This window comes from Streptomyces sp. NPDC090499 (genome assembly GCF_044769305.1).
Classification (GTDB): Bacteria; Actinomycetota; Actinomycetes; order Streptomycetales; family Streptomycetaceae; genus Streptomyces.
In genome coordinates this window covers 96,851-115,137 of record NZ_JBIVXP010000012.1, presented here as the reverse complement: position 1 = coordinate 115,137, position 18,287 = coordinate 96,851, and the positions used below count along the sequence as shown (strand labels likewise).

The 18,287-nt window shown below is 69.3% G+C and carries 14 protein-coding genes and 1 riboswitch; of the genes, 7 read left to right on the top strand and 7 right to left on the bottom strand.

The genetic code is table 11. The features are described 5' to 3' along the window. Positions 1 to 57 precede the first annotated feature (57 nt). Both cyc1 and ACIQVL_RS35380 read left to right on the top strand, forming a co-directional pair. Positions 58 to 1,143, top strand: a complete 1,086-nt coding sequence (gene cyc1 / locus ACIQVL_RS35385; RefSeq protein ID WP_403439071.1) for an epi-isozizaene synthase — start codon at positions 58 to 60, stop codon at positions 1,141 to 1,143. Beyond that, on the top strand, positions 1,140 to 2,519 hold the full coding sequence (locus ACIQVL_RS35380; protein ID WP_403477366.1) for a cytochrome P450: 1,380 nt from the start codon (positions 1,140 to 1,142) through the stop codon (positions 2,517 to 2,519). The genes cyc1 and ACIQVL_RS35380 overlap by 4 nt, the downstream gene beginning before the upstream one ends. A 39-nt stretch (positions 2,520 to 2,558) precedes the next feature. Here ACIQVL_RS35380 and ACIQVL_RS35375 read toward each other — a convergent pair whose 3' ends face one another. Then, on the bottom strand, positions 2,559 to 3,524 hold the full coding sequence (locus ACIQVL_RS35375) for a helix-turn-helix domain-containing protein (RefSeq protein ID WP_403477365.1): 966 nt from the start codon (positions 3,522 to 3,524) through the stop codon (positions 2,559 to 2,561). Between the two features lie 93 nt (positions 3,525 to 3,617). Here ACIQVL_RS35375 and ACIQVL_RS35370 point away from each other — a divergent pair, with 93 nt between their 5' ends. Beyond that, positions 3,618 to 3,869, top strand: a complete 252-nt coding sequence (locus ACIQVL_RS35370; protein ID WP_403439065.1) for a hypothetical protein — start codon at positions 3,618 to 3,620, stop codon at positions 3,867 to 3,869. Here the strand turns inward: ACIQVL_RS35370 and ACIQVL_RS35365 are convergent. The 3 genes from ACIQVL_RS35365 to ACIQVL_RS35355 form a co-directional block, all read right to left on the bottom strand. After that, positions 3,782 to 4,789, bottom strand: a complete 1,008-nt coding sequence (locus ACIQVL_RS35365) for a ribonucleotide-diphosphate reductase subunit beta (RefSeq protein WP_403477364.1) — start codon at positions 4,787 to 4,789, stop codon at positions 3,782 to 3,784. The two genes, ACIQVL_RS35370 and ACIQVL_RS35365, sit on opposite strands and share 88 nt — an antisense overlap. Further along, complete coding sequence (locus tag ACIQVL_RS35360; RefSeq protein WP_403477363.1) at positions 4,789 to 7,173, bottom strand: ribonucleoside-diphosphate reductase subunit alpha; 2,385 nt, start codon at positions 7,171 to 7,173, stop codon at positions 4,789 to 4,791. Before ACIQVL_RS35360 ends, ACIQVL_RS35365 begins: the two co-directional genes overlap by 1 nt. Positions 7,174 to 7,272: 99 nt before the next feature. Beyond that, positions 7,273 to 7,431, bottom strand: a riboswitch (cobalamin riboswitch). After that, positions 7,426 to 7,980 carry a GNAT family N-acetyltransferase gene (locus tag ACIQVL_RS35355; RefSeq protein WP_403439060.1) on the bottom strand — a complete coding sequence of 185 codons (555 nt, stop codon included), beginning with the start codon at positions 7,978 to 7,980 and terminating at the stop codon, positions 7,426 to 7,428. Its footprint overlaps the riboswitch before it by 6 nt. Positions 7,981 to 8,145: 165 nt before the next feature. On the opposite strand from ACIQVL_RS35355, the gene ACIQVL_RS35350 reads away from it, so the two are divergent. Next, positions 8,146 to 11,694 carry an ATP-binding protein gene (locus ACIQVL_RS35350; RefSeq protein WP_403477362.1) on the top strand — a complete coding sequence of 1,183 codons (3,549 nt, stop codon included), beginning with the start codon at positions 8,146 to 8,148 and terminating at the stop codon, positions 11,692 to 11,694. A gap of 98 nt (positions 11,695 to 11,792) precedes the next feature. On the opposite strand, the gene mctP is transcribed toward ACIQVL_RS35350, so the two are convergent. The 3 genes from mctP to ACIQVL_RS35335 all read right to left on the bottom strand — a co-directional run bounded on the left by mctP (position 11,793) and on the right by ACIQVL_RS35335 (position 14,614). Further along, positions 11,793 to 13,397: a monocarboxylate uptake permease MctP gene (gene mctP / locus ACIQVL_RS35345; RefSeq protein WP_403439056.1), complete on the bottom strand. Its 1,605-nt coding sequence runs from the start codon at positions 13,395 to 13,397 to the stop codon at positions 11,793 to 11,795. Then, positions 13,394 to 13,675 (bottom strand): DUF3311 domain-containing protein, encoded by a 282-nt coding sequence (locus ACIQVL_RS35340; RefSeq protein WP_403439054.1) that lies wholly within the window; start codon positions 13,673 to 13,675, stop codon positions 13,394 to 13,396. Before ACIQVL_RS35340 ends, mctP begins: the two co-directional genes overlap by 4 nt. 174 nt (positions 13,676 to 13,849) lie before the next feature. Next, positions 13,850 to 14,614: a GntR family transcriptional regulator gene (locus ACIQVL_RS35335; protein ID WP_403439053.1), complete on the bottom strand. Its 765-nt coding sequence runs from the start codon at positions 14,612 to 14,614 to the stop codon at positions 13,850 to 13,852. Between the two features lie 360 nt (positions 14,615 to 14,974). Here ACIQVL_RS35335 and ACIQVL_RS35330 point away from each other — a divergent pair, with 360 nt between their 5' ends. The 3 genes from ACIQVL_RS35330 (at position 14,975) to ACIQVL_RS35320 (ending at position 18,278) form a co-directional block, all read left to right on the top strand. Next, positions 14,975 to 16,261, top strand: a complete 1,287-nt coding sequence (locus ACIQVL_RS35330; RefSeq protein WP_403439051.1) for an extracellular solute-binding protein — start codon at positions 14,975 to 14,977, stop codon at positions 16,259 to 16,261. Between the two features lie 203 nt (positions 16,262 to 16,464). Continuing rightward, positions 16,465 to 17,439, top strand: coding sequence for a carbohydrate ABC transporter permease (locus ACIQVL_RS35325; RefSeq protein WP_403439049.1), 975 nt, complete (start codon positions 16,465 to 16,467; stop codon positions 17,437 to 17,439). Next, complete coding sequence (locus tag ACIQVL_RS35320) at positions 17,436 to 18,278, top strand: carbohydrate ABC transporter permease (protein WP_403439047.1); 843 nt, start codon at positions 17,436 to 17,438, stop codon at positions 18,276 to 18,278. Before ACIQVL_RS35325 ends, ACIQVL_RS35320 begins: the two co-directional genes overlap by 4 nt. Positions 18,279 to 18,287: the final 9 nt, after the last annotated feature.

The following is an 18,287-nucleotide window of genomic DNA, read 5'->3' as shown; positions in this document are numbered from 1 at the left end:
ACGCCCGGCACAGCGGGAGGGGCGTGCGCACCTGGCTCGGCTGAGAGGGGTTTGTTCGTGCATGCTTTCTCACACAGCACCACATCGACGCCGACGGCGGTCGCGGTTCCACCGCAACTCGCCCTCCCGGTGATCGAGGCCGAGTTTCCCCGGCAACTGCATCCGTATTGGCCACAGCTACAGGAGAAGACCCGCCTCTGGCTGCTGGAAAAGCGGCTGATGCCGGCCGACAAGGTGCGGGAATATGCCGACGGTCTTTGCTACACCGACCTCATGGCGGGGTACTACCTGGGCGCGTCCGACGAGGTCGTCCAGGCGATATGCGACTACAGCGCCTGGTTCTTCGTCTGGGACGACCGGCACGACCGCGACGTCGTGCACGGCAGGTCGGCCGACTGGCGGCGGCTGCGGTTCCGACTGCACGCGGCACTCGACGCGCCCCTGCACCATCTGCACCACCCGGACACCCTGGTCGCCGGGTTCGCCGACAGCATCGCGCGGTTGTACACGTTCCTGCCCGGGACCTGGAACCAGCGGTTCGCCCGGCACTTCCACGAGGTGATCGAGGCGTACGACCGCGAGTTCCGCAACCGCACCTCGGGATACGTCCCCGGGGTCGAGGAATACCTGGCCCTGCGGCGCCTCACCTTCGCCCACTGGATATGGACGGACCTGCTGGAGCCGAGCGCCGGGACCGAACTCCCGGACGCCGTACGGAAAAACCCCGCGTACCGGCGGCCTGCGCTGCTCAGCCAGGAATTCGCCGCCTGGTACAACGACCTCTGCTCGCTGCCGAAGGAAATAGCGGGCGACGAGGTGCACAATCTCGGAATCAGCCTCGTCACCCATGAGGGGATGAGCCTGGAACAGGCGGTGGAGGAAATCAGGCGACGCGTCGAGGAATGCATTAGCGAATTCCTGGTGGCCGAGCAGGCCGCACTGCGGTTCGCCGAGGAACTCGACGACGGCACGGTGCACGGAAAGGAAACCGGCGCCGCCGTCACCGCCTGCGTCGGCAACATGCGCAACTGGTTCAGTTCCGTCTACTGGTTCCACCACGAATCCGGCCGATACATGGTCGACAGCTGGGACGACCGGTCCACGCCCCCGTACGTCAACAACGAAGCGGCAGGTGAGAAATGACCGTCGAGTCCGTGAAGCCCGCGCCCGCGGAGGCTTCCGAACACACTGAACTGCGCGAACCGCCCCTGGCCGGCGGCGGTGTGCCGGTACTCGGGCACGGCTGGCGGCTGGTCCGCGACCCGCTGGCCTTCATGACCCGGCTGCGCGCCCACGGCGACATGGTGCGCCTCAGGCTCGGACCCAAGGAGGTCTACGCCGTCACCACCCCCGAACTCACCGGCGCCCTCGCCCTGAACCCCGACTTCATCATCGCGGGGCCGCTGTGGGAGTCCCTGGAGGGACTGCTCGGCAAGGAGGGCGTCGCCACCGCCAACGGCCCGCGCCACCGGCGCCAGCGCCGCACCATCCAGCCCGCGTTCAACCTCTCCGCGATCCCCTCCTACGGGCCGGTCATGGAGGAGGAGGCGCACGCGCTGACCGAACGCTGGCAGCCCGGCGCCACCGTCGACTGCACCTCGGAGTCCTTCCGGGTCGCCGTCCGCATCGCCGCCCGCTGCCTGCTGCGCGGCGAGTACATGGACGAGCGCGCCGAGCGGCTCAGCGTCGACCTCGCGAGCGTCTTCCGCGGTATGTACCGGCGGATGGTCGTACCACTCGGCCCGCTGTACAAGCTGCCGTTGCCGGCCAACCGCGAATTCAACCGGGCGCTGGCCGATTTGCATCTCCTCGTCGACGAGATCGTCGCCGAGCGCCGGGCATCTGGTCAAAAGCCGGACGATTTGCTGACGGCATTGCTCGCGGCGAAGGACGAGAATGGCGATCCCATCGGGGAACAGGAGATCCACGACCAGGTGGTCGCGATACTCACCCCCGGAAGCGAAACAGTCGCCTCCACGATCATGTGGCTGCTCCAGGTCCTCGCCGAACACCCGGAACACGCCGAGAAGGTACGGACCGAGGTCGAATCCGTGACGGGCGGCCAGCCGGTCGGTTTTGAGCACGTGCGCCGGCTCACGCACACCAACAATGTCGTCGTCGAGGCGATGCGTTTGCGGCCGGCCGTATGGATATTGACGCGGCGGGCCAAGGCCGACTCCGAGCTGGGCGGCTATCGCATTCCGGCCGGGGCCGACATCGTCTACAGCCCGTACGCCGTCCAGCGCGACCCGCACTCGTACCCCGGGCACCTCGACTTCGACCCGGACCGCTGGCTGCCGGAGCGGGCGGGGGACGTGCCCAAGTACGCCATGAGCCCCTTCAGCGTCGGCAACCGCAAGTGCCCCAGCGACCACTTCTCCATGACCCAGCTCAGCCTGATCACGGCGGCGCTGTGCGCCAGGTACCGCTTCGAACAGGTCGCCGGGTCGAACGACACCACCCGGGTGGGCATCACCCTGCGCCCGCACCGGCTGCTGCTCGCACCCGTGCCCTGGTGACCTGCCGACCGGCGGATCACGCCTGATACCGGCGCGCGCTCAGGCGGCCTGCGGGCCCCGGAACGCGCGCCGGTAGGCGTTCGGCGTGGTGCCCAGCGACTTCACGAACTGGTGCCGCAGCGCGGCCGCCGTCCCGAACCCGGTCCGGCCCGCGATCGCGTCCATCGTCTCGTCCGTCCCCTCCAGCAACTCCTGTGCCAGCAGCACCCGTTGCCGCAGGATCCAGCGGTACGGCGTGGTCCCGGTCTCCTGCTGGAAGCGGCGGGCGAAGGTGCGCGGTGCCATCAGGGCGCGGGCGGCCAGCTGCTCGACGGTGACCTCCTCGTCGAGGTGCTCCGTCATCCAGGCCAGCACCTCGCCGACCGTGTCGCAGGGGCCCTCCGGCAGCGGGCGCTCGATGTACTGGGCCTGGCCGCCGTCCCGGTGCGGGGGCACCACCATCCGCCGGGCGATCTTCCTGGCGACCTCCGGGCCCTGCTCCTTGCGCACGATGTGCAGACAGGCGTCGATCCCGGCCGCGGTGCCCGCCGAGGTGAACACCGGATCCTCGTCCACGTACAGCACGTCCGGCTCGACCCGGGTGCGCGGGAACCGGCGGGCGAGCAGCTCCGCGTGCCGCCAGTGCACGGCACACCGGCGCCCGTCCAGCAGCCCGGCCGCGCCGAGCACGAACACGCCGGAGCAGACGCTGAGCACCCTGGCCCCCCGGTCCACCGCCCGGCGCAGCGCGTCCAGCAGCTCGGGCGGGTAGTCCCGGGCGACGTTGGAGTCCGAGGCCGGCACCGCGATCAGGTCGGCCTCGTCGAGGCGGTCGAGGCCGTAGGGGGTGGAGACGGTGAGCCCGGGCACGTGGGTGCCGAGCGCGGGTCCCTCCGCGGAGACCACCGCGAAGTCGTACACCGGCAGCCCCTCGTCGGAGCGGTCGAGTCCGAAGACCTCGCAGACCACCCCGAGCTCGAAGGGGTGCACACCGTCGAGGAGCACCGTCGCCACGTTCTTCAGCATGCTGCCAGTGTGCCTCGTCGGCGGCAGTAATTCGAGGGTGTGTGGCAGTGCTGCCACTGACGGTAAGGAGCATCCGGCGCGAGAGTGGTGTCCATGAACGGAAACCAGATCGAAGGTCTCGTCGGAATGGTCCTGGTCCTCGGCATCCTGGTCCTCATGGCCCTCCCGTCCGTGCTCGGCGTCCTGCGCGACAGGCGCATCGACCGGCAGATCAGGGAGGCCCACGAGGACCGCGGGGAGCGGGAGACCCAGCAGGCTCAGAAGTCCTCGTCCAGGTCGACGGTGCCCTCCACCGCCACCTGGTACGCGGACGGGCGCCGCTCGAAGAAGTTCGTCAGCTCCTGAACGCCCTGCAGCTCCATGAAGGAGAACGGGTTCTCCGAGCCGTACACCGGGGCGAAGCCCAGGCGGCCGAGCCGCTGGTCGGCGACGCACTCCAGGTACTGGCGCATCGAGTCGGTGTTCATGCCGGGCAGGCCGTCACCGCACAGGTCACGGGCGAACTGCAGCTCCGCCTCGACGGCCTCCCGGAGCATGTCGGTGACCTGCTGCCGGAGCTCGTCGTCGAAGAGCTCCGGCTCCTCCTTGCGGACCGTGTCGACCACGTCGAACGCGAAGCTCATGTGCATCGTCTCGTCCCGGAACACCCAGTTGGTGCCGGTGGCGAGACCGTGCAGCAGACCCCGGCTGCGGAACCAGTAGACGTACGCGAAGGCGCCGTAGAAGAACAGGCCCTCGATGCACGCGGCGAAGCAGATGAGGTTGAGCAGGAAGCGGCGGCGGTCGGCCCGGGACTCCAGGCGGTCCAGGTTCTCCACCGAGTCCATCCACCTGAAGCAGAACTCGGCCTTCTCGCGGATGGAGGGGATGTTCTCGACCGCCGCGAAGGCGGCAGCGCGGTCCTCCGGGTCGGGCAGGTAGGTGTCCAGGAGCGTCAGGTAGAACTGGACGTGCACGGCCTCCTCGAACAGCTGACGGCTCAGGTAGAGCCGCGCCTCGGGGGAGTTGATGTGCTTGTACAGCGTCAGCACCAGGTTGTTCGCCACGATCGAGTCGCCGGTCGCGAAGAACGCCACCAGCCGGCCGATCAGGTGCTGCTCCATCGGGGACAGCTTCGCGAGGTCGGCGACGTCCGAGCGGAGGTCGACCTCCTCCACGGTCCAGGTGTTCTTGATCGCGTCCCGGTAGCGCTCGTAGAAGTCCGGGTAGCGCATCGGGCGCAGCGTGAGCTCGAAGCCGGGGTCGAGAAGGTTCTTGCTGGACATTACTGGCAGGCCTCGCAGGACTCGGGGTTTTCCAGGGAGCAGGCGACGGCGTCTTCGGGGGCCGCCTGCTGGACGGGGATGGTGGCTTGGGCCTGGGCGGCGCGGGCGATCCGGGTCGCCGGGCGCGAACGCAGGTAGTACGTCGTCTTCAGGCCCGACTTCCAGGCGTACGCGTACATCGAGGAGAGCTTGCCGATGGTCGGCGTCTCCAGGAAGAGGTTCAGGGACTGGGCCTGGTCCAGGTACGGGGTGCGGGCGGCGGCCATGTCGATCAGGCCGCGCTGCGGGATCTCCCAGGCGGTGCGGTAGAGGTCGCGCACCTCCTCGGGGATCCAGACGAAGTCCTGCACCGAGCCGCTGGCCTCGCGCAGCGCCTCGCGGGTGCGGGCGTCCCAGACGCCGAGGTCCTTGAGGTCCTGCACCAGGTAGGAGTTGACCTGGAGGAACTCACCGGACAGCGTCTCGCGCTTGAAGAGGTTCGAGACCTGCGGCTCGATGCACTCGTAGACGCCCGCGATGGAGGCGATGGTGGCGGTGGGCGCGATGGCGAGGAGCAGGCTGTTGCGCAGGCCGGTCGTCGCGATCCGCGCGCGCAGCGCGGCCCAGCGCTCCGGCCAGGTGAACTCGACGCCGTAGTGGTCGGGGTGCAGCACACCCTGTGCGGTGCGGGTCTTCTCCCAGGCCGGCAGCGGGCCGCTGCGCTCGGCGAGGTCGGCGGAGGCCTCGTACGCGGCGAGCATGATCCGCTCGGCGATCCGGGTGGACAGCGCCTTCGCCCCGGCGGAGTCGAAGGGCAGCCGCAGCTTGAAGAAGACGTCCTGGAGCCCCATGGCGCCCAGCCCGACCGGCCGCCACTTGGCGTTGGACCGGCCGGCCTGCTCGGTCGGGTAGAAGTTGATGTCGACGACCCGGTCGAGGAAGGTGACGGCGGTGCGGACGGTCTCGTCGAGGCGGTCCCAGTCGATGTCACCGGTCGCCGTGTCCACGAACGCACCGAGGTTCACGGACCCCAGGTTGCAGACGGCCGTCTCGCCGTCGTCCGTGACCTCCAGGATCTCCGTGCAGAGGTTGGAGGAGTGGATGACATGGCCGGGGACGGCCGTCTGGTTGGCGGTCCGGTTGGCCGCGTCCTTGAAGGTCATCCAGCCGTTGCCGGTCTGCGCGAGGGTCCGCATCATCCGGCCGTACAGGTCACGTGCCGGGACGGCCTTGCGGGCCAGTCCCGCGGCCTCGGCCTTCCGGTAGGCCGCGTCGAACTCCTCGCCCCACAGGTCCACCAGCTCCGGCACGTCGGCCGGGGAGAACAGCGACCACTGCTCGTCGGCGTTCACCCGGCGCATGAACTCGTCCGGGACCCAGTGCGCGAGGTTCAGGTTGTGGGTACGGCGGGCGTCCTCACCGGTGTTGTCGCGCAGCTCCAGGAACTCCTCGATGTCGGAGTGCCAGGTCTCCAGGTAGACCGCGGCCGCGCCCTTGCGCCGGCCGCCCTGGTTCACGGCGGCGACCGAGGCGTCCAGCGTCTTCAGGAACGGCACGATGCCGTTGGAGTGCCCGTTGGTGCCGCGGATCAGCGAACCCCGGCTGCGGATGCGGGAGTACGACAGACCGATGCCGCCGGCGTGCTTGGAGAGCCGGGCGACCTGGTGGTAGCGGTCGTAGATCGAGTCCAGCTCGTCCTTCGGGGAGTCGAGGAGGTAGCAGGACGACATCTGGGGGTGCCGGGTGCCGGAGTTGAAGAGGGTGGGGGAGGACGGGAGGTAGTCGAGGCGGCTCATGAGCCCGTAGAGCGCGGCGACCTCGTCGACCGACCGCGCGGTGTCGTCCTCGGCGAGACCGGCGGCGACCCGGAGCATGAAGTGCTGGGGCGTCTCGATCACGCGGCGGGTGATCGGGTGCCGGAGCAGATAGCGGCTGTGCAGCGTGCGCAGGCCGAAGTAGCCGAAGCGGTCGTCGGCGGCCGGGTCGACCAGCGCGTCGAGGCGGGCCGTGTGCAGCCGGACGAACTCGGCGGTCCGGTCGGCGATGAGGCCCTCGCGGTGCCCCACCGCGACGGACTCGGTGAAGGACGTCACGCCCTGCGAGGCGGCCTCGGCGCGGATGGAGACGGTGAGCAGACGTGCGGCCAGCCGCGAGTAGGCGGGGTCCTCCGAGATCAGACCGGCGGCGGCCTCGGTGGCCAGCTCGCGCAGTTCCGACGCGTCGGCCCGCGCGGACCGGCCGCGCAACGCGGCGGCGGCGACCCGGCCGGGGTCGGCGTCGGGGAGGTCGGCGGTCAGCTCGGTCAGGGTCCGCAGCAACGCGGTACCGGGACCGTCCTCTTCCACGGATTCCACGGATTCCACGGAGATGGTCGCCGAAGCCGGGTCGGCTGGCGCGATGGTCACGTGGGGCTCTCCCTCGCTGGGCACGGGGCCTGGCGGAGGGCAGCGGGCAGCACGAGCGCGCGGGCACGCGTCGAGACCCCGGCCCACTCCACGAGGCCCGGACGTCAGAACGCCCGAACCGGGTGGCCGGGCGTGCTGTCGGCAGGTCCTCGGACTGACTCCTGTGCACGAACATGCACAAGCACACCGTTGCGGGACAGTTCCGGATTCGCACCGGATTCCCCTGCGGCGACAGCGAGCATGAGCATACATCTAGTGCCGGGCTGTCGTGTCACCCCCAGATGTTGTGTCGCGGAGGTGTCGGAGCGTCAGCTCGTAGGTGAGGAGAGTGATGTCGTCCAGGTGCGGCACGGGATTCCAGTCGCGCTCCGGTGTGCGGACGAAGCCGAGGCGCTCGTAGAGCCGGTGGGCGGTGTGCATGCCGCGCTGGCTCGACAGGACGACGGCCGTGCAGCCGTCCGTGGCCCGGGCGCGGTCGACGCAGGCGCGGACGAGAGTCTCGCCGGCGCCTCGGCCGCGGGCCTCGTGTGCGACCGCGAGCGCCCTGATCTCGGCCTCGCCGGGGCGGGCGATGTCGGTGATCGGGCCGGGGCCGGGGACGAAGGTGACGCCGCCGAGGAGTCTTTCGCCGTCCACCGCCACGAGCACCTCGGCGGCGGCCGCCCGGCTCGCCACGTCCTTCAGCACGGGCAGGTACGCGTCGTCCTCGCCGTAGTCGAGGAGCCCGTCCCGGAGGTAGGCCTCGGCGGTGAGCTCGCCGAGTGCGGCGTGTTCGGTGGGATCCACGGGCCGGATCGTGATGTCCATGGTGCGAGTCTGCCGGACTCCCGCACGCGGGAACCTCCCGTTTTCCCCGGTGGGGCGCCCGGGTTGCGGGCTGTGCCGGGAGTGCTTCCATGGAAGGAGGTGCCGGTGCCTGCGGGGGCCCTCCGTTCCGAGAACCACTCCTGGGACGCGCAAGGAGAAGGCACCATGACAAGGGTCGTCCGTCACCCGCCCGGCAAGGAGCTACCCCGCGACGCGCCGATGGCGACACTGGGCCTGCGACGCGCGGGCAACCGGGTCGGAGCCGGTCTCGTGGGCCGCTGGCACGCCCTGACGATCCGTATGGAGGCCCACCGCGGCGCCACCCGTCCCAGGAAGTGGCACCGGTGGGTCTCCTACGCCAACGTCACGCGGGCGGTCTGGACGGTCGCCGCGCTGGCATTGCTCGCCTGGATGGTCGAGGGTCTGGTCATCCTCATCAGAAGCAAGTCGACCGTCTTCGAGCATTGGCGGCAGCACGGAGAGGGCTTCAACACAGTCTTCAAGTTCGTCGGTCCGGTCCTCGCCGCCTCCGTCGCCGCCGCACTGTTCCTGTTCTGGTGGTACCGGTGGACCAAACGGCGTTATCTCGCCAAGGCGCTGCGGGATCCCCGCAAGCTGGTGCCCACCGCCGGCCCCGACACTGCCGAGATCGTGGGCAGGGACGAGGTCGCGCAGGTCATCGCCGAACGGCTGCGGGAGCGCGACACGCGTCGGCCCTATCTGCTGGTCGGCGGCGTCGGCGCCGGCAAGACCGCCGTCCTCGTACGGCTCACCGAACTCCTGGCCCACCAGAACGCCGTCCCGGTGCCGATCCGGCTCCGTGACGCGGTGGACGGAGCCGGCCTGAACTTCGAACTCCTGGCCAGGCGGCGTTTCGCGGACGAGGCGCCCAAGGGCATCCTGGCGCGCACCAAGACCGACCGGGTCTGGCAGCAACTCCTCGCCGACGACAAGCCGGTCGTCCTCGCCGACGGTCTGGAGGAGGCACTCCTGGACGACGGCCAGGAGCAGAACCGGGACAACATCATCCGCCGGGCCATCGAACGCGCCCACGAGGAGAAGCTGCCCCTGGTCATCGCCTCCCGGCCGCACAGCCCGCTGGAGAACACCTCGGCCGCGATCGTCGAACTGGAACCGCTCGGCGAGGAGGCGGCGGTGCGCTTCGTCGAAGCCGGCGTACCGGAGAGCGATGAGCGCGGGGTGGACTGGATCGTGGAGACGGCAGAGGTCACCGAGTCGCCGATCTACCTCCAGATCGCCCGCGAACTCCACCGGCGTGGCGCCCTGGAACAGGACCTTCGGCACCACGATCCCCATCGCCGGAACGCCCGCGGCCGCGACCGGGCCACCCTGCGGCTGTGGCTGATGGAGAGCTGGGCCGAGGCCTTGTGCGAGGGGAAGCTGCGGGAGGATGTCGCGCTGGCCCCGCAGGAGCGCCGCGACGCCCTCGAACTGGTCTCGGCCCTGGCCTGTGTCGGACTGCTCCAGGACAAGCTGGAGGTCGGCCTCTCGGAGCTGCTCGACCCGGAGGTCCTGCACCCGGGTCCGGCCCGGCGCGCCCGGGCCCTGGCGGAACGCGTCTGGGCCGACCGGGCGTTCGACCACTACGGCAGACACGCCAACGCCCTCTCCGACTGGCACCGGCGGCAGATCTGGGACGCGCTGTGCGAACGGCTCGGCGACGAGGAACGCCGACGACTGCGCGCGGGGAACCTGGACCAGTGCCAGGCCGGCCTGGCCCGTCTCGCGGCCCAGGCGGGCAGGCTCAAGCTGGTGGAGGGCTCCGAGCGAAGGGTCCGTTTCCCGCACAGCATCATCCAGGCCTACTTCGGCTACCGCCTGCTGAACCAGCTGGGGGAGCGGGGTGCCGGGCAACTGGTCGAGGAGGCGCTGCAGCCGCCTGGTCCCAGCCGGGAACTGCTCATCGCGCTGGTGCTGTTGTCCCGGGCACGGGAGGCGGGGCTGCCGGAGCCGGGGAGCGGGATCCGGGCCGTCGTGCGCAAGAGCCTCGCCGACCGGGTCCGGCAGTCGACCGTCGGGGGCCGCACTCCGGCCCAGCGGCTGTGCGACGCCGCGAGCCGTCGCACGGACGATCCGAAGGCCCTCGACCTCTACGCCGCGGCTGTGGAGATCGAGAGCGCGGAGGCCGATCCCCGGCACCTGGGCGACATCGTGGCCGCGGTGCGCGCACGCTGGCCCGCCTTCAAGGGGGACCGGCGCACGCTGAGGGACGCAAAGCGCAGGCTGCTCAAGCAACTCGGAGCCGCGCTGCGCAAGGTGTCCGACCGGGTCGACACCACCCCGCTGTACTGGGAGCTCTTCGAGATCGGCATCGAGGAGTCCTCCTACTCCACCCGTCTGGCCCTCGCGCAGGAGTTCGGCGCCGGCGGCAACGCCGCGTTCGCCGTGATCCGCGAGCGGGTCGGTCTGAACAGCGACCCGGTGCGGGAGTACGAGGACCGACTCGACAAGCTGAAGGCCTGGAAGCGGCGGGAGTACGAGACGTGGGCCAAGGACATGGGGCGTGCGAGGTCGGCCAAGTCGCTCTCGGGCACCGTGTCGACCGAGCGCGTCCGGCGGCTGCAGCAGGACCGCAAGGAGCTCAACGACCGCTACCGCAAGCAACGGGTCGGCCTGTTCCGCGAGTTCGTGATGCGGGCCTGGATGGTCCCGATGCTCCTGGGTTCCGTCGACGAGGCCCACCGCGACGAGGCGCGGGAACGCCTCACCAAGTGGCTGCGCCACCTCGACCCGAACTTCACCGACGGCGCCCCCGACCTGCCGCTCGCCCTGGAGGCCGCGCTGGCCCAGGGCTTCAAGTACGCGGCCAACCGGCGTCAGCGGTATCCGGAGACCTACCCCGGCGGGCGCGCCGATCTCATCCGGCAGGCGGAGACCGTGCTGCAACAGTCCCGCTGCTGGTACGCCCAGCTCAGCCTGTTGCAGGCACTGTGCCTGTGGGAACTCGAGGACTGCGCCGACGGCGGCGGGGCCACCGCGGTTCAGACCGTGCGGCGGTGGCTGTCGATGACGGGCACGGTGAACGCGCCGCCGGTTCCGGCCGATGGGTCCGGCGGGACGCCCCGGAGGTGTCTGCATCCGTTCGTCGCCGAAGCCGGTGATCTGGTGGCTCTCGCCCTGGAGACCGGACAGCCGGAGCGGTTCCTGTGGATCGACGAGAAGGGCGCGGCGGACAACATCGGTGCCCGCGCCGACACCGGTGGGGGCTACCGCAAACACAGCCTGTGGATTCCGCCGTCGGTCGGCTGGAGCACCCTGGACCCGCGTGCCCAGCGGCTCGTCGCCGACGTCCTGGTCATGCTGAACCTCATCGAACGGGACGGGCAGCCGGACGGGGTCGAGGAGCGCCTGGCCCGTGCGGAGCAGCCCGGTATGCCGCTGCCGCCGTGCATCCGTACGAACCGGGAGCCGCTGCGGCCCGGCCTGCGGATCGGCACGTCCACGCCGCCTGCACCGGGCATGACCTGTCTGCCCGACTGCAAGTTCCAGCTCTGCCCGTACCCTCCTCGCGGCTGGCTGCCCCGTGGGGAGATCCGCGAGCCGTTCTGCCGTCAGCAGCAGGCTCTGCTGCCCGGCAGCGTGCGGCGCTGGCTGCCGCGCGGGCTGCACCGCAAGACACCGCGCTGGGTGGGTATGCGGGTCCGTGAACTGGACCGCTTCTGGGACGAGATGGCCCGGCGGACTCGGGAGTAACCCCTCCGGGAGAAAGCCGAAGGCGGGCCGCCGAGGATGGAACTTCTCGGCGGCCCGCTACGGGTTGTGTGTGGTTGCTCGCGCAGTTCCCCGCGCCCCTAGAGGGGCGCGACAGCCGGCGGGAGTTCGACCTCCACGTCCGGGTCGCCCGCGTCCGCCGTGTAGTCCTCGGGGCTGGTCTGGTCGATGCCCTCGGGGGCCTTGAGGGCCTTCAGGGCGAAGGTCAGGACCACCGTGACCACCACGTTCATCACGAAGGCGGTGAGGCCGATGTAGCCGATCTGGCCGAGGCCGGGGATGTCCTTGGACGAGCCGCCGAAGTGCGCCTGGGTGGGGGAGGCCACACCGTACGCGGCGACCGTGCCGTAGACCATGCCGACCGCCCAGCCTGCCAGCAGGGCCCAGCGGTGGAACCAGCGGGTGAACAGGCCGCCGACCAGGGCCGGGAAGGTCTGCAGGATCCAGATGCCGCCGAGCAGCTGGAAGTTGATGGCGACCGTCTTGTCCATGGTGAGGACGAAGACCAGCGCGCCCACCTTCACCAGCAGGGAGACCAGCTTGGAGACCTGGGCCTCCTGCTTCGGCGTGGCGTCCGGTTTGATGAAGTCCCGGTAGATGTTGCGGGTGAAGAGGTTCGCGGCCGCGATGGACATGATGGCCGCGGGGACCAGGGCGCCGATGCCGATCGCCGCGAAGGCCACGCCCGCGAACCAGTCCGGGAACATGTTCTCGAACAGCTGGGGGATGGCCAGCTGGCCGTTGGTGACCTTGACGCCGGCCGCGATGGCCATGAAGCCGAGCAGGGCGAGCAGGCCCAGCATCAGCGAGTACAGCGGCAGGATCGTGGTGTTGCGGCGGATCACGTCACGGCTCTTCGAGGAGAGCGTCGCGGTGATCGAGTGCGGGTACATGAAGAGCGCGAGGGCGGAGCCCAGCGCCAGGGTGGCGTACGTCCACTGGCCGGCCGCGGGCGGGACGAGACCGCCCGCTCCCGCCGCCGTGAACTTGTCGCCCGCCTTGGCGAAGATGTCGTCGAAGCCGCCCAGCTTGATCGGGATGTAGATGATCGCCACCGCGATGACGATGTAGATCAGCGCGTCCTTCACGAACGCGATCAGGGCGGGGGCGCGCAGGCCCGAGGAGTAGGTGTAGGCCGCCAGCACACCGAAGGCGATGAGGAGCGGGAGGTCCTTCACGAACCAGTTGGTGCCGTCGCCGCCGCCGACGCCCATCACGTCGAGCACCGCCTGGATGCCGACGAGCTGCAGTGCGATGTACGGCATCGTCGCCAGGATGCCGGTCAGCGCGACGGCGAGCGAGAGGCCCTTGGAGCCGAAGCGGCCGCGCACGAAGTCCGAGGTCGTCACGTAGCCGTGCTTGTGCGAGACCGACCACAGGCGCGGCAGGAACGTGAAGATCAGCGGGTACACCAGGATCGTGTACGGGACCGCGAAGAAGCCGGCCGCGCCCGCCGCGTAGATCGCCGCCGGTACGGCGACGAACGTGTACGCCGTGTACAGGTCGCCGCCGAGCAGGAACCAGGTGACCCAGGTGCCGAACGACCGGCCGCCGAGTCCCCATTCGTCGAGCGAGTGCTCGTTCTCGGCCTTGCGCCAGCGCGCGGCCAGGAAGCCCATGGCCGTGACGGCCAGGAAGAAGAAGATGAAGACGCCGAGCGCGACGCCGTTCACACCGTCCTTCACTGCTGCGCCCCCCCGTCCGTGCTCGTCGCGGCCTCGGCCTTGCGGGTGCGCTGGTCGCGCTGCCACAGCTGGTACGCGGTCATGGTGAGCGCGGTGGAGAGCAGCACCCACAGCATCTGGTACCAGTAGAAGAACGGGATCCCGATGAACACCGGGTCCGTCTTGGCGTACGAGCCCACCCAGAGCATCGCCACGAAGGGCGCTATCAGGCAGAGGGCGATGGCGACGCGTATGGGCGTCACCACCGCCACTTTGGTCACATCGGACGCATCTGACATCTCGCGGCTCCGTCCCCTCACTGACCGCACGGCGATCACCGTTGTTCACCTGTGTAATGCGCAGGCAATCATGGCGAACGCGAAAGGTCAGCGGAAGACCTCATCCGCATATCGGTATGTCGATTCGGTGGAGAAGGGTGACATGCCGTCAGAAGGGGCGGGCTGTGAACCTGCTCAGTCCTGGGGCCTCTTGAGGCGGGCCACGAACTTGTAGCGGTCGCCGCGGTACACCGAGCGCACCCACTCCACCGGCTGTCCGTCGCGGTCCAGGGAGTGACGGGAGAGCATCAGCATCGGCAGGCCCACGTCGGTGCCGAGCAGGCCGGCCTCGCGCGGGGTCGCCAGCGAGGTCTCGATGGTCTCCTCGGCCTCGGCGAGATGGACGTCGTACACCTCGGCGAGGGCGGTGTACAGGGACGTGTACTTGACGAGGGAGCGGCGCAGGGCGGGGAAGCGCTTCGCGCTCAGGTGCGTGGTCTCGATCGCCATCGGCTCGGCGTTGGCCATCCGCAGCCGCTCGATGCGCAGTACCCGGCCGCCTGCGCTTATGTCGAGCAGGCCGGCGAGCCGGTCGTCGGCGGTGATGTAGCCGATGTCCAGCAGCTGCGAGGTCGGCTCCAGGCCCTGGGCCCGCATGTCCTCCGTGTAGGAGGTGAGCTGGAGGGCCTGGGAGACCTTGGGCTTGGCGACGAAGGTGCCCTTGCCCTGGATGCGTTCGAGCCGGCCCTCGACGACCAGCTCCTGGAGGGCCTGGCGGACGGTGGTGCGGGAGGTGTCGAACTCGGCGGCCAGGGTGCGCTCGGGCGGGACCGGGGTGCCGGGGGCCTGTGTCTCGGTCATTTCGAGCAGGTGCTTCTTCAGGCGGTAGTACTTGGGCACGCGCGCGGTACGGACGGCTGTCCCGCTCTCGTTCTCCGCACTGCTGACGTCGGTGCTCATGCTCCGCCTTCCCGGCTCATTGATGCGGCTCGCCTCGTGGCCACGGCAGCGTACGGGATTCGCCCTGCACGCTGCGTGATCCCCTCTGTATACCGTCGCGGGCGCTGTTGGTCTAGTCCACCGAGCGAGTGGTCTACCGGAATTGTCTCGTCCGCGCCTCGGGTTTTCGAGGGGTTCTTACTTAAAGGTTCCTGCATATGTAGGTCGCATAACGGCTGGTCGGAGCCTATTCGGCCACCCTTGACAGGCCTGGTGGTCTGGGCCAAGCTTCCCGCACTGGTCTACACCATTGGTCCAGGTCCCGGCCCAACGCTCGTGCGGGGAGGCAGGGGGGTTTGTGGCATCCCTGAGGAGGGTGGCGTGAAGCGCAAGCTGATAGCCGCGATTGGTATCGCGGGCATGGTCTTCTCGGTCGCGGCGTGTGGCAGTGACAACAAGGACGACAACAAGTCCCAGGGCTCGGACGCCAAGGCACTGACCGTGTGGCTCACGGTCGACGCCCAGAACAACTGGCCCGACCTGGTCAAGGCCGCCGACGCCGCCGTGCAGAAGAAGCACCCCGGCATCAAGATCAAGCACGAGTACTACGGCTGGCCGGACAAGAACACCAAGCTGGACGCCGTCCTCGCCACGGACAAGGCCCCCGACGTGGTCGAGATGGGCAACACCGAGATGCTCGGCTACATGGTCAAGGGCGCCTTCGCCCCCGTCGACGCCTCCCAGTTCACCAACTCCGACCAGTGGCTCGACGGCCTCAAGGCCTCCGTCACCTACCAGGACAAGACCTACGGTGTGCCGTACTACGCCGGTGGCCGCGTCGCCAACTGGCGCAAGGACATCGCCGCCTCGGCCGGCATCAAGACCACGCCGAAGACCTACACCGAGCTGACCGCCGACCTGGACAAGATCCAGAAGAAGGAAGGCGACAAGTTCAGCGCCTGGTACCAGCCCACCCGTGACTGGTACGCGGCCATGTCCTTCGTCTACGACGCCGGCGGCTCCATCGCCGTGGAGAACGGCGGCAAGTGGCAGGGCAACCTCTCCTCGGCCGAGTCCATCAAGGGCCTCACCGAGTTCAAGAGCGTCATCGACAAGTACATGCACGGTGACAAGACCAAGGACGAGTCCGACCGCTACATCGTCTACGGCCAGGGCAAGTCGGCCATGATCTTCGGTGCCGCCTGGGAGGGCGCGACCGCGGCCGACCCGAAGAACGACAAGACCGGCGGCAAGCTGAAGGACAACCTGGTCAACTTCGTGATGCCCGGCCCGTCCGGCAAGAACATGCCGGTCTTCCTGGGCGGCTCCGACCTCGCCATCCCGGTGAAGTCCAAGGCGCAGGCCGTCGCCGCCGAGTGGATCAACGCGTTCACCGGGCCCTCCGGCCAGAAGGGCCTGATGGCCAAGGGCAACCTGCCGAACAACAAGACCGACCTCGCCACGCTGAAGAACGACCCGGCGACCGCGGTGCCCGCCGAGGCGGCCGAGTCCAACTGGTTCGTGCCGATGGCGCCGGGCTGGGGCCAGGTCGAGAAGGCCCAGGTGCTCCAGACGATGCTGCAGAACATCGGCACCGGCAAGGAGAGCGTCGAGGCGGCGGCCAAGGAAGCCGACGCGGCGATCGACAAGGTCATCAACACCCCGTAACGGCCTGCGGCCGGGCCTGGCCGACGGGGGGCCAGGTCCGGCCGGTGGGCTTTGAAAGAGGGTGCCGCCTTGGGTTGTGGAGCCGCTGCGGGCGCGTGGTGGCTGGTCGCGCAGTTCCTCCCCCAGCCTTCGGCCGGGGGGACCCCCAGCGTCCCCAGGGGGGCGCGGCGCCTGACGTTTCTTGATCTGCTTAGGAGCGCACGATGAGTGCCGTTGACACGACCACACCCGCCAAGGTGCCGGCACCTCCACCGGACTCCCCGCAAAGACCACGTGCGAACCGGCGTTCGGGCGGGCCCGCCGTGCCCTGGCTGCTGCTCGCCCCCTGCCTGCTGATCCTGGCGCTCGTCCTCGGCTACCCCCTCTACCGGCTGGTCACCCTCTCCTTCCAGCAGTTCGGGCAGACCCAGCTGTGGGGGTTCAAGCCGGCCGAGTGGGTCGGGTTCGGGAACTTCTCCAAGGTGCTGGGCGACAGCGAGTTCTGGCAGGTCGTGCTGCGCACGATCTTCTTCGCGGCCGGCTGCGTCATCTTCACCATGGTCGTCGGCATGCTGATCGCCCTGCTGCTGCAGCGCGTCTCCGGCTGGGTGAAAACGCTGGTCAACATCGCGCTGGTGGCCAGCTGGGGCATGCCCGTCATCGTCGCCACCACGGTCTTCAAGTGGCTCTTCGACTCCGACTACGGCATCCTCAACGCCCTGCTCAGCAAGCTCCCCGGGGTCGAGATGGTCGGCCACAACTGGTTCGCCAGCGGACCCGAGGGCCTCGCGGTGATCATGCTCCTGGTGGTCTGGGGAGCGGTCCCCTTCGTGGTCATCACGCTCAGTGCCGGACTCACCCAGGTCCCCAAGGAACTGGAGGAGGCCGCCCGCCTCGACGGCGCCGGCCCCTGGGGCGTCTTCCGCTACGTCACGCTGCCCATCCTCAAGCCGGTCGTCGTGATGCTCACGACGCTCTCGGTCATCTGGGACATGGGCGTCTTCCCGCAGGTCTTCGTGATGCGCGGCGGCCACCCCGAGGCCGAGTTCCAGCTGCTGACCACCTGGTCCTACGACCGCGCCTTCGTCGTCAACGACTACGGGCAGGGCTCCGCGATCGCCCTGCTCACCGTGCTCCTCCTGCTCGGCGTCGTCGCCGTGTACATGCGCCAGATGCTGAAGATCGGAGAGGTCGAATGAGCACCGTCGCCACCCCCGGCCGCAGGAAGGCCAAGGCCGGCTGGAACCTCCTCGGCCTCCTCGTCTTCGTCGTCTCGGGCTTCCCCGTCTACTGGATGCTGAACACGGCGTTCAAGCCGGCGAAGGACGCCATCGACCCGGACCCGAGCCTGCTGCCCACCGGCATCACGCTGTCCAACTTCAGCCGCGCGCTGGACATCGCCGACTTCTGGGGCCCGGTCGGCCGCAGCCTGATCGTGTCCCTCTCCGTCGTGGTGATCGGCATGGTCGTCGGACTGCTGGCCGCCCTGGCCATCTCCCGGTTCGCCTTCCGCGGCCGCAAGATCGTGATCGTCGGCATCCTCGCGGTCCAGATGATCCCGCTGGTCGCCATGATCATCCCGGTCTTCCTGCTCCTCAACGACCTGGACCAGTACGACAAGCTCAGCGGCCTGATCATCACCTACCTGACCTTCATCCTGCCGTTCACGGTGTGGACCCTGCGCGGCTTCATCGTCAACATCCCGAAGGAGCTGGAGGAGGCCGCCATGGTCGACGGCTGCTCCCGCACCGGCGCCTTCGTCCGCGTGGTCTTCCCGCTGCTCGCCCCGGGCCTCGTCGCCACCTCGGTCTACGGCTTCATCCAGGCCTGGAACGAGTACCTCTACGCCCTGATGCTGCTCAGCCAGGACCACCAGACGGCGACCGTCTGGCTGGCCAACTTCACCACGCAGCACGGCACCGAATACGCCCCGATGATGGCCGGCGCCACCATGCTCGCCGTGCCGATCGTCGTCCTGTTCCTCCTCGTCCAGCGCAAGATGGCCGCGGGTCTCACCGCGGGCGCCGTGAAGGGATAACCCCATCCG